Here is an 11,127-nt window from a genome sequence, read left to right on the forward strand (position 1 = left end):
TCATTTGGAGTTTGCGTATGCATGTATTGACCGTCCTCGATCATCCCGATCCCAACTCTTTCAGTGCGGCGGCCGCGTGCAAATTCATGGATGGAGCAATGTCGGCCGGTCATTCGGTTGAACTTGCGGATTTACATGCTGAGGGCTTTGATCCGCGATTGACGATCAGCGACATAGAGGCGGATGGCCACGCGGGCGTCATGGTCGATGTTGCAAGGGAACAGGCAAGGATCGCGCGATCCGACGCGATCTGCCTTGTTTTTCCTCTGTTTTGGTGGGGCATGCCATCCATGATGAAAGGGTGGGTCGAGCGCGTTTGGAGTTGGGGATGGGCCTACGACCAGTTGGAGGACCCGGAGCGGTCGCTCCAGAAACCCCGATCTGGAGTTCTATTGGTTCCGGCAGGCGCCCGTTCAGACGAAATGGAGGATGAGGGTTACCGCGCGGCGTTGGAAACCGCTTGGATGAAAGGCACATTTGGGTATTTCGGTTTTTCTCCAAGAAGACTGGAATTGCTTTGCGGCTCAGACGGGTCGGCAAAACGACGGCATGCCCTTCTGGAAAGAAGCTATCAAACTGGTTTGAAGCTGCCGTCGCCTGAACCGCCCTAAAGGGCTTAACGAATAGAAATAGCGGCTGTCCGCCCGAGGCTCTAGTATCCAGTCTGTACGCGATTCGCTTATGGGGTAGCTTGATGGAAAGCTTGCTGGGCCAATTCAATCCCGGTCTTTTCCTGAAATTCGGTGCGGCGCTCGTCGCGCTGGTCAATCCGCTTTACGGCATCCCGATATTTCTCGGCATGACAAAAGGTTACTCGCCTGCCCAGCGCCGGCGCACGGCCCATATCATTGCCGCAACCGTGCTGGTTTCGGCAACCGTCGCGACGGTGATCGGCGAGGAAATCCTGCGCTTCTTCGGCATAGGCGTGCCGGCCTTCCAGATCGGCGGCGGGATCATCGTGCTTCTGGTCGGCCTTTCCATGCTGCAGGACAATACAAGCGCCGGCGACGAAAAGGCGAGGCAGGAAGGGCATGAAAAGGACAGCGACATCGCTGTGGTTCCGCTGTCCATACCCCTGACCATCGGGCCGGGCTCCTTTGCCACGATCATCCTCTTTGCGCATCTGATGGGCGATGCCGGCGAGCTTGTCACCATGCTGCCCGTCATCATGCTGATTTCGATCCTTGTCTGGCTGGGCCTGCTTTTTGCCGATCCGATCTCGCGTCTTTTGGGCAACACCGCCATCAGCGTCATCACCCGGATCATGGCCATCATCCTTGTCGCCGTGGCGGTGGAAATGGTGCTGAACGGCGGGGTCAGCTTCTACCACAACCATTTCACGACGCCGGCGCCGCCCGGCAACTGAAATCGCCCCGGCGCGGACATTAAGGTTAAGCGGGTGCTCACGCGGCTGTGACCGGCCAAGCGTGGATTTGCCGGCTTGTTTGCGTTACTTTCCGCCCGATGAGGGGCTTTGTCGTATTTGTGATCGCGTGTGTTCTTTGCGTTGGCCATGCTGCTGCGGCAGCGAAGTCCGCGCCGGGGCCCGGCGAAACGGTCGCGATGACCATCGCATACGGCAAGTACGACGCCCTGGCGTCCGCAGCCAATGCCTGCTGCATGGAAACCCTGCTGAAGCGCAAGACCCGCTCGTCGCCATGCAAGGCCGACTGCACATATCTTGTGGCCGTTTCGGATGTTTCCTTTCCGCGTTCGCCGTCCATCAACGGACATGACAGCCTGCGTCCGCCGTCGCGGACGGGAGACGAACGGCTTTTGCGGCCGCCCATTCGATGACGAGATCCGCGTGGCGCGCGACGCGCGCCGTTTCGATGTGAAACTGTTATGAAACCGGGAGCACAACCATGATCAGCAGACGCGATCTTTTGCTTGGCTCGGCACTTGTCGCGGCAGCGCAGTATTCAACCACTGCAGCCGCTCACCACAGCCCGCGTTACAGGAACTTCAGGATCCAGCGGCGCTACCTTCCGCAGACGGTTCGCTTTCCCGGCCAACAGCCGGGGACCATCGTCGTCGACCCGCGCAATCACTTCCTCTATCTGGTCCTGTCGCCCTTCCGGGCCCGCCGTTACGGCGTCGGGGTCGGCAAGGCGGGGCTCGCCTTCAAGGGGTCGGCATCGATCCAGCGCAAGGCCGAGTGGCCGAGCTGGCGACCGACCGACAATATGATCCGGCGCGAACCCCGGAAATACGCCCGATATGCAAAGGGTGTTCCCGGCGGCCCGAACAACCCGCTGGGCGCGCGTGCGCTTTATCTTTATCGTGGCGGGCGCGACACCTATTACCGCATCCACGGCACCAATCAGCCCGATACGATCGGCCGTTCGGTCTCCAATGGCTGCATCAGAATGGTGAACGAACACGTCATCGATCTTTATGAGCGTGTGCCGCTGGGCACCACGGTTATCGTGGTTTGAGTAAAACAGCCAACTTAGCGGGCCGGAGGCCGGCCCGCTCGGATGTCACGACCTGCTCCGGTTAGAGCATCGGGTTATTCTGGGCCTGCCGTCAGCCGTTGCGGTCACGCGCGCTTCCACGAAGCTGCGCATGCCGTCCACCTCGGGCGCCTTGATTTCTTCGTGCAGCCAGACCGCCGGGTCTTCGGCGCCGGCCACAGCCGCTTCCTCCAGGACCGCCTCGCGGGCAAGGGCCCGGGCCCGGGACATGGCCTCGTCCTCGTCGCGATATTGCTCGCTGATCCCGGCTCCGTTGACGGCAAACACATCTTCCTGCGGCGCCGTGACAAAGACGGTCAGGGTCGTGCGCACATGCCCCGCGACGGCCCCGACCGCGTTGGCGACATCCGCATCCGGCGGAATGGCGCTGTCGCATGCAAGCATCTGGGCGATGGCCGGATAGTAGCTCGCCGCCGATGCGCCGAGACCGATCAGCGGACGGTCGAGCGTCAGAGCGAACTTGACGATGCCGTGCATCCGCTCCAGCGCCCTGCCGACGGACCGGGACCGTGCCGCATCGATCTGCGTTTCGCCCTCTTCCGCAAGGCAGGTGGACAGGACGACTTCGCAGGATTGCCGCGTCAGCCTGTCGATGATCTGCTCTGCCAGGGCTTCGGCATTTTCGGCAATCGGTTTGCCGGCGCCGTTCTTGCGCCGCGCCAGAAGCCGGGCGCCAAGCTCTGCCGCTTCGCCGTTCCAGTTGTCCTGCCTGCCGAGGACATGCATGGCATCGGACGGCGTGAAGCCGGCGATATGGACGAGGCCGCGGGTGCAAAGGCGGTCGAGCGTCGCCCGCTGCGGCGTTGCGGTCAGCAGGTCGTCGAGCGGCAGAAGCCTGTCCGTGAGCCGCTCGTAAAGCGCTGCTTCCTGAGGCTGCAGCGCGGCCGCAAGCCGGTTCGGCACACCGGTGCGACAGGCGAACCGCCCGTCGAGCCGTCCCGGATGATCGGTGCCGGTCTGACGTTTCAGCGCCGCAAGCACCGGCTCCGGGTCGAGATGCGCGGCCAGACTGACCGGCATCAGCCGTCGCGGCCCGAGCCTGATCCGGGTTTCCAGACCGGTGTCGCTGACATGCACCTCCGAATCGCCGCCCAGCCCATATGTGTGCATCGCCACGGCCTGCACCATCGTGCGGTATCCGCCGACGACGGCGCCGTCCGGGTCGAGCCTTGGCTGCCCGTCTTCCAGGATCGCCACGTCGGTGGTCGTGCCGCCGATATCGGAGACGACCGCATCGTTCATGCCCGTCAGGTATCGGGCGCCGACGAGGCTGGCGGCCGGACCGGAAAGGATGGTCTCGATCGGGCGCGCCCGCGCCAGATCCGAGGCGATCAGCGCGCCGTCGCCGCGCACCACCATCAACGGTGCGCCAATGCCGCTGTCTTCAAGATGCGCCTGTGTCGCATCGATCAGCCGGTCGATCATCGCAACCAGCCGTGCGTTGAGCAAAGTGGTCAGGGCGCGCCGCGGGCCGCCGAGCCGGGATGAGAGCTCGTGGCTGCAGGTCGCGGGCAGTCCGCTTTTTGCACGCACCATGTCACGCGCGGCGATTTCATGCTCGGGATTGCGGACGGCGAAATAGCCGGCGATCGCGAAGGCCGCGACGCTCTCGCCAAGCGCGTCGACCTGTTCCCCGAGCGCCGAAAGGTCAAGCGGCCTTGCCCGTCCGTGCACGTCATGTCCGCCCGGCACGAAGATGACCGGATCATGTCCGAGCGCGTCGGCGAGCCCGTCCTTTCGAAGGTCGTCCTCGTCGAAACCGATCATGATCAGCGCGGCGCGGTCGCCCTGGCCTTCGACCAGCGCGTTGGTCGCGAGCGTCGTCGACAGGCACACCAGTTCGATACGGTCAGCCGCAACCGATCCGTCGGCGAGAACACGTGACGCCGCCTCTCCGATGCCGATGGTCAGATCGTGGCGGGTGGTCAGCGCTTTCGCCTTGGCGATCACCCCGTCATCCGGACTGAACAGCACCGCATCGGTGTAGGTGCCGCCGGTATCGATCCCGAGAAACATCGCAACGCCCTACGGATAGAAATAGAGGCCGATCAGCCCTGCCGTCCCGACGACGATACGCCACCAGGCAAACAGGGTGAAGCCGTGACGGGAGACGAAATTGAGCAGTGTGCGAACGACGAAGACGGCGGCAACGAAGGCGGAGACAAAGCCGACGGCGATGATGGTGAAATCATCGGCCGAAAGGCGGCTGTAGTTCTGATAGAGGTCGTAGGCGAAGGCGCCCGCCATGGTGGGCATCGCAAGGAAGAAGGAAAACTCCGCCGCCGAACGCTTGTCGCTGCCCAGAAGCAGCGCCCCGGCGATGGTCGCGCCCGACCGCGATGTTCCCGGGATCATCGCAAGGCACTGGATAAGGCCGATTTTGAGGGCCATCGCCGGCGGAAAATCCATGACGTCGGTGTAGCGCGGCTCGCGTTTGAGCCGGTCGATCGCCATCAGCACGAAACCGCCGACGATCAGCACAATGCAGATCAGTACAGGCGTTTCAAAAAGCACCGTCTTGATGAAACGGTAACCCAGCACACCGATCACCATGGCAGGCAGGAAGGCCAGGAGGATCGACAGGACGAACCGGCGCGCCTTGGTGTCATGCGGCAAAGCCTTGGCCAGATTCCAGAGCCGGGTAAAATAGACCGAGAGGATCGCAAGGATCGCGCCGAGCTGGATCAGCACCTCGAAGGTCTTGCCGGTCGATTCGAAGCCCATGAAATGACCGGCCAGCAGCAGATGTCCTGTAGACGAGACCGGCAGGAATTCCGTCAGGCCCTCCAGCAGGCCGAGCAAGAGGGCGCCGGTAATCGTCTGTTCCGCCATGTATCGTGTCCCGTTTTGTGAGATTTTGCCCGGCGCGCCGCGCTTGTGTTGCCCCGTGCGAAATCCTATAGCTCATTCGCCGGTCTTTTCCATAATATTCCGGCGAATCGGTTTCACGGAAATGACTTGACAGGAATGCCGACCCTTTATCATCACCCGATGTCCGCCGCGTCCAGATTTGTCCGGCTGGTGCTGAACGAATATGATTTGCAGACCGATCTGGTCGAGGAGCGGCCGTGGGAGCGCCGCCGCGATTTCCTGGCGCTCAACCCGGCGGCGACGCTTCCGGTCTATGTCGATGATTCGCTCCATGCGGTCTGCGGAGCGTCCGTCATCGCCGAATTCATCGATGAGATTTACGGCGTGTTCAAGCGTGACCGGCGCCTGCTGCCGGACGAGCCGTTCGAGCGTGCCGAGGTGCGCCGGCTCAGCGAGTGGTTTCTCGTCAAGCTCGAGCAGGACGTGACGCGCCACCTCGTGCGCGAACGCGTCTTCAAGCTGGTCATGCCCAAGGAAGCAGGAGGGGGAGCGCCGGATTCCAAGGCGTTGCGCGCCGCCCGCGCCAATATTCGTCAGCACATGCGCTACCTGGACTGGCTTGCCGCCAACCGCGACTGGCTTGCGGGCGAGGCCATGAGCTATGCCGATTTTGCCGCCGCCGGCGCCCTGTCGACGCTGGATTATCTCGGCGAGATCACCTGGTCCGAGACGCAAAACGCCAGGGACTGGTATCAGCGCATCAAGTCGCGCCCCTGCATGCGCCCGCTTCTTGCCGACCGGCTCGCCAAGGTCACGCCGGTCTCGCACTATGCGGACCTGGACTTTTGAGCGATGCACGCACCCCTGACATCGGCGTATAAGGCGGAAAGGCTCAAGACCTTTCTGCTCGAGGAGGCCCGGTCAGCGGGGTTCGACGTTGCCCGGGTCGTCGCGCCCGACGCCATCTCGGATTATGCGCCATGGGCGCTGGAGGCCTATCTGGAGGCCGGCCGGCACGGCACCATGCAATGGATGGAGGAAACGAAGGCCCGCCGTTCGGACCCGAGGGTTCTGTGGCCCGAGGTCCGCTCCATCCTGATGCTCGGCATGAATTACGGCTCGGATGACGATCCGTTGCAGGTGCTGGAAAAAACGGACCATGCCGCCATCTCCGTCTACGCCCGGCACCGCGATTATCATGACGTGATCAAGGGCAAGCTGAAGGGCGTTGCCGGCCGGTTTGCGGCGCGGGCCGGGTCCGACGTCAAGGTATTTGTCGACACCGCTCCGGTGATGGAAAAGCCGCTGGCGGAAAAGGCCGGACTCGGATGGCAGGGCAAGCACACCAATCTTGTCAGCCGTGAATTCGGGTCATGGCTTTTCCTCGGCTCGATCTTCACGACAGCGGCGCTTGTCACTGATGCGGCCGAAGTGGACCATTGCGGCTCGTGTCGCGCCTGTCTCGACGTCTGTCCGACCGATGCCTTTCCGGCGCCGTACCAACTGGACGCGCGCCGCTGCATCTCCTATCTGACGATAGAGCACAAGGAGCCGATCCCGCATGAATTCCGCACCGCCATGGGCAACCGCATCTACGGCTGCGACGACTGCCTTGCCGTCTGCCCGTGGAACAAGTTCGCAAGCCACGCTCGCGAGGCGAAGCTGAGGGCGAGGGATGAATTGAGGGAACCGGCGCTCGAAGAACTGCTGACACTCGATGACGCGGCGTTCAGGACGCTGTTCACCGGCTCGCCCGTCAAACGGATCGGACGGGACCGGTTCATGCGCAACGTGCTGATCGCCGCCGGCAATTCGGGCGACGGCTCGCTGGTGGAGGCCTGCCGCGCCCATGCGCGCGACAAAAATCCCCTGGTGCGCGGCGCGGCCGTGTGGGCGCTGTCGCAGCTTCTGGGCCAGGCCGACTTCACGCGCCTGCGCGAAAGCGCCGGCACGGAGGACGATCCGACGGTTCGCGAGGAGTGGGGCCTTGCGCCGCAGTAAAAATGGGGTCTGACATCATGCGCCTTTTCATCTTCGGGGCCGGGTTTTCCGGCCGGGCGATCGCCCGCGAACTGGCCGGCGGGACGCAATGGGCCGGCGGCACCAGCCGTTCCGAAGAGAAGTTTCCGGCCCTTGCCGATGCCGGTCTCGAACCGTTTGTCTTCGACGGCAAGACCCTGTCCGGGCCGGTCCGTGAGCAATTGGCGTCCGTCACCCATCTGATCCAGTCGATCGCGCCGGATGCGGATGGTGATCCGCTGCTTCGCCTCACCGGACCGGCCCTTCGCCCGTTGATGCCGAAACTGAAATGGGCTGCCTATCTCTCGACCGTCGGCGTCTACGGCAACCATGACGGCGCCTGGGTCGACGAGGCGACGCCTTGCAAGCCGGTCTCGAGGCGTTCGGTCGACCGTGTTGCGGCGGAAAATGCCTGGTTCGAAGTTGCCCGGCAGAGCGACATCCCGGTTGCCGTTATCCGCCTGTCCGGCATCTACGGGCCCGGCCGTAATGCGTTTGTCACGATCGAAAAGGGCAGGGCGCGGCGGCTTGTGAAGCCGGGCCAGGTGTTCAACCGGATCCATGTTGCCGATATTGCCGGCGCGACGGCGCATCTGATCCAGGCCAGTGCCGGCGGCATATGGAACGTCACCGACGACTTGCCCGCGCCGCCGCAGGATGTGGTGCTTTATGCATGTGACCTCATGGGCGTCGAGCCGCCACCGGAGACGGATTTCGAAACCGCCGATCTGACGCCGATGGCCCGTTCCTTTTACGGCGAATGCAAACGCGTCTCCAATGCCAGGCTGAAGGAGAGCGGCTACCGTTTCCGCTACCCGGACTACAGGTCCGCGCTTTCGGCGCTTTGGCGCGGCGGGAATTGGCGCGGCTGACCGATTGGCCACAGGCCTTTCGGGCATCGCCCTTTTGTGCCAATCTTCCGTCTGGTTTGCGCGCGCGAGACCGTCCAGAACATCGACATGCCGCGGCTCCGGGCCGCGAACCTCAAGGCAACGCTCGCAGCCGCTGTGGCAATGATCGGCACCGAATAGAGAGCAGTAAGCCAGACGCGCTCTAAACTGGCGCGCCGCCGAGATGCGCCAGCAGTTCGGTGACGTTGCTTGCGCCGAATTTCTTCAAGAGCCGCGAGCGGTAGTATTCGACCGTTCGCGGCGATATGCCGATCAGGCGGGCGATTTCCTTGCTTGTTTTGCCGCCTAACAAATGTGCCACGATCTGTCTTTCGCGCGGCGAGAGGGCGACATAGGGCCGGTGGTCGGATATATCCGCATAACTCAGGATCGCCCGCCGCAGCGGCTCCTCCGGCGTCAGGCTGTGAGCGCGGAACCGGCACCAGAAGAGACTTCCGTTCTTGCGCGGCATGATCCGCTCGTCCGTATACCGGTCGCCCCCCATGAGCGTCGTCAGGCCGACATCGCGGATCTGGTGGAACTCCTCATTCGACGCATAGAGAACGCGGAAGGATTGTCCGATGAGCTCGTGCCGCTCATAACCGAATATCTCCGCGAAGGTGCGGTTGCAGGCCCTGATGACGCGGTTCTCGGTCAGAACCAGCCCGACCGGTGCGTTCTCGAACGCCAGCTCGCGCGATGTGCTTTCGTCAAGCCTGTCCTCTGCCACTTCGTAGTCCTACGGTATTGCGGAGTTTGCCGTCACGCGCGGATAATTTCCCTTTCGTATTGTTAAATCATAAGCTTGCGTAAGGGTAGGGTTTGCATGAGCGAAGCTGAAACGGTCTCAGCGCCTTTTCTGAAGGACATCAAGGCGCGCCGCGACGATCTGATCGCGCTGACGCAGGATCTGATCCGCATCCCGACGCTCAATCCGCCCGGTGAAGCGTATTTGGAGATTTGCGAGTACCTTGCCGGCCGCCTGCGGTCCAGACGCTTCGAGGTCGAACTGATCCGCGCGCATGGCACCCCCGGCGACAGCGAGAAATATCCGCGCTGGAATATCGTCGCGCGCCGCGAGGGGCGCGGGCCGGGAGCCTGCGTTCATTTCAATTCCCACACCGATGTTGTCGAGGTCGGGCGCGGTTGGACCACCGATCCGTTCGGCGGTGAGTTGAAGGACGGCAAGATCTACGGGCGCGGATCGTGCGATATGAAGGGCGGGCTGGCCGCCTCCATCATCGCCGCCGAAGCGTTTATCGACGCCTATCCCGACTTCAACGGAGCGATTGAGATATCCGGCACCGCCGACGAGGAAAGCGGCGGATATGGCGGTGTCGCTTATCTGGCGGAAAAGGGCTATTTCGATCCTTCGCGTGTGCAGCATGTCATCATTCCCGAGCCGCTCAACAAGGACCGTGTGTGCCTTGGCCACCGCGGTGTGTGGTGGGCGGAAATCGAGACGAAGGGTCATATTGCCCACGGCTCGATGCCGTTTCTCGGCGATTGCGCGGTGCGCCATATGGGCGCGGTTCTGCAGGAATTCGAGACCAGCCTCTATCCGGCTCTTGCGGACAAGCGGACCGCCATGCCGGTGGTTCCGGAGGGTGCGCGCCAGTCCACCATGAACATCAATTCCCTGCATGGCGGCCAGGCTGAGCCGGAAGAAGACTTCACCGGATTTCCGTCCGCCTGCGTGCCGGATTCCTGCCGCATGGTCATCGACCGGCGCTATATCATCGAGGAAGACCTGGAGGAGGTGCGCCGTGAGGTGGTCGACATTCTCGAGAAAGTCAGCGCCGAGCGCCCGAGTTTCTCATACGATATCAAGGAGTTGTGGCACGTCAGCCCGACAATGACCGACAATGACGCGCCGGTTGTGCAGTCCGTCTCCAGATCGATCGAGCAGGTTCTGCACAAAAGCCCGCAATATGTCGTTTCGCCCGGAACCTACGACCAGAAGCACATCGACCGCATCGGCCGGCTCAAGGACTGCATCGCCTATGGTCCGGGCATCCTGGATCTCGCGCACCAGCCCGACGAATATGTCGGCGTCGATGACATGATCGACTCAGCCAAGGTCATGGCGCTGTCGCTAAAGGACCTCCTCGGCGCTTGATATGCCGCAGTGCAAAAACTATGGTCCCTGAAAAAGGGATGCTTAACAGGAGGAACAACAATGAAATCATTTGCAAAGACGCTGGCCGTGGCCGGTGCGCTGGCGCTGGGCACCGCCCTGTCGCCCGCCTTCGCCGCCAAGACCGACGCCACCGTTGGCATGCAGCTCGAGCCGCCGAATCTTGATCCGACGTCGGGCGCGGCCGGCGCCATCGATCAGGTCACCTATGCCAACATCTTCGAGGGTCTGACCCGTTTCGGCCCGGACGGCAGTGTCAATCCCGGCCTTGCCGAATCCTGGACAGTCTCGGACGATGGCAAGGTCTACACGTTCAACCTGCGCAAGGGCGTAAAGTTCCACGACGGTTCCGATTTCGATGCCGAGGATGTCAAATTCTCGCTCGAACGCATCGGTGCCGAAGGTTCAACGAATGCCCAGAAGGTGCTTTATGCCGACATCGAGTCCGTCGAGGTCGTCGACCCGAACACGGTCAAGGTCACTTTGTCCAAGCCGAACGGCAATATGCTGTTCAACCTCGCCTGGGGTGACGCGGCCATCGTCGCGCCGGAAACGGCCGAAAACAACGCAACCAATCCGGTCGGCACCGGCGCTTTTGTCTTCAAGGACTGGGTTCAGGGCGACCGCGTGGAGCTGGCACGTAATCCCGACTATTGGGGCGAGCCGGCAAAGCTTGAGAACGTGACTTTCAAATTCATCTCTGACCCCAGCGCGGCCTTTGCAGCGGTTATGGCGGAGGATGTTGACAGCTTCACACCGTTCCCTGCACCGGAGAATCTGGCGCAGTTTGACG

General features: G+C 62.5%; 12 protein-coding genes. 9 read left to right on the plus strand and 3 right to left on the minus strand.

Translation table 11 applies throughout. The features are described from left to right. Nucleotides 1–17: 17 nt before the first annotated feature. The 4 genes from AC5E6N_RS07905 (at nucleotide 18) to AC5E6N_RS07920 (ending at nucleotide 2,438) form a co-directional block, all read left to right on the plus strand. On the plus strand, nucleotides 18–611 hold the full coding sequence (locus tag AC5E6N_RS07905; protein WP_491747308.1) for an NAD(P)H-dependent oxidoreductase: 594 nt from the start codon (nucleotides 18–20) through the stop codon (nucleotides 609–611). A gap of 83 nt (nucleotides 612–694) precedes the next feature. Further along, nucleotides 695–1,366 carry a MarC family protein gene (locus AC5E6N_RS07910; RefSeq protein ID WP_491747309.1) on the plus strand — a complete coding sequence of 224 codons (672 nt, stop codon included), beginning with the start codon at nucleotides 695–697 and terminating at the stop codon, nucleotides 1,364–1,366. A gap of 197 nt (nucleotides 1,367–1,563) precedes the next feature. Next, nucleotides 1,564–1,797, plus strand: coding sequence for a hypothetical protein (locus AC5E6N_RS07915; protein WP_491747310.1), 234 nt, complete (start codon nucleotides 1,564–1,566; stop codon nucleotides 1,795–1,797). 68 nt (nucleotides 1,798–1,865) lie between these two features. Continuing rightward, nucleotides 1,866–2,438 (plus strand): L,D-transpeptidase, encoded by a 573-nt coding sequence (locus tag AC5E6N_RS07920; protein ID WP_491747311.1) that lies wholly within the window; start codon nucleotides 1,866–1,868, stop codon nucleotides 2,436–2,438. 45 nt (nucleotides 2,439–2,483) lie between these two features. On the opposite strand, the gene AC5E6N_RS07925 is transcribed toward AC5E6N_RS07920, so the two are convergent. Together AC5E6N_RS07925 and AC5E6N_RS07930 are read right to left on the minus strand one after the other, a co-directional pair. Next, nucleotides 2,484–4,493: a hydantoinase/oxoprolinase N-terminal domain-containing protein gene (locus AC5E6N_RS07925; protein WP_491747312.1), complete on the minus strand. Its 2,010-nt coding sequence runs from the start codon at nucleotides 4,491–4,493 to the stop codon at nucleotides 2,484–2,486. A 9-nt stretch (nucleotides 4,494–4,502) separates the two neighbouring features. Further along, on the minus strand, nucleotides 4,503–5,309 hold the full coding sequence (locus AC5E6N_RS07930) for an undecaprenyl-diphosphate phosphatase (RefSeq protein WP_491747313.1): 807 nt from the start codon (nucleotides 5,307–5,309) through the stop codon (nucleotides 4,503–4,505). A gap of 135 nt (nucleotides 5,310–5,444) precedes the next feature. Here AC5E6N_RS07930 and AC5E6N_RS07935 point away from each other — a divergent pair, with 135 nt between their 5' ends. From AC5E6N_RS07935 to AC5E6N_RS07945, 3 genes are read left to right on the plus strand one after another with little or no spacing between them, the layout of a single operon-like run. Continuing rightward, nucleotides 5,445–6,137, plus strand: coding sequence for a glutathione S-transferase family protein (locus tag AC5E6N_RS07935; protein WP_491747319.1), 693 nt, complete (start codon nucleotides 5,445–5,447; stop codon nucleotides 6,135–6,137). A gap of 3 nt (nucleotides 6,138–6,140) precedes the next feature. Beyond that, a complete protein-coding gene (gene queG, locus AC5E6N_RS07940; RefSeq protein ID WP_491747314.1) occupies nucleotides 6,141–7,289 on the plus strand; it encodes a tRNA epoxyqueuosine(34) reductase QueG in 1,149 nt (382 codons plus the stop codon). A 17-nt stretch (nucleotides 7,290–7,306) separates the two neighbouring features. Further along, the gene (locus AC5E6N_RS07945) at nucleotides 7,307–8,179 is read left to right on the plus strand and encodes an SDR family NAD(P)-dependent oxidoreductase (RefSeq protein WP_491747320.1); all 873 of its coding nucleotides are present in this window, start codon (nucleotides 7,307–7,309) and stop codon (nucleotides 8,177–8,179) included. A 181-nt stretch (nucleotides 8,180–8,360) separates the two neighbouring features. Here AC5E6N_RS07945 and AC5E6N_RS07950 read toward each other — a convergent pair whose 3' ends face one another. Then, nucleotides 8,361–8,927, minus strand: coding sequence for a LuxR C-terminal-related transcriptional regulator (locus AC5E6N_RS07950; protein ID WP_491747315.1), 567 nt, complete (start codon nucleotides 8,925–8,927; stop codon nucleotides 8,361–8,363). 96 nt (nucleotides 8,928–9,023) lie between these two features. On the opposite strand from AC5E6N_RS07950, the gene AC5E6N_RS07955 reads away from it, so the two are divergent. Both AC5E6N_RS07955 and AC5E6N_RS07960 read left to right on the plus strand, forming a co-directional pair. Further along, nucleotides 9,024–10,316, plus strand: coding sequence for an acetylornithine deacetylase/succinyl-diaminopimelate desuccinylase family protein (locus AC5E6N_RS07955; RefSeq protein WP_491747316.1), 1,293 nt, complete (start codon nucleotides 9,024–9,026; stop codon nucleotides 10,314–10,316). A 60-nt stretch (nucleotides 10,317–10,376) separates the two neighbouring features. Then, nucleotides 10,377–11,127 (plus strand): ABC transporter substrate-binding protein (locus AC5E6N_RS07960; RefSeq protein ID WP_491747317.1); only part of this gene is annotated, 751 nt, incomplete at its 3' end.

The organism is Hoeflea sp., from assembly GCF_984452065.1.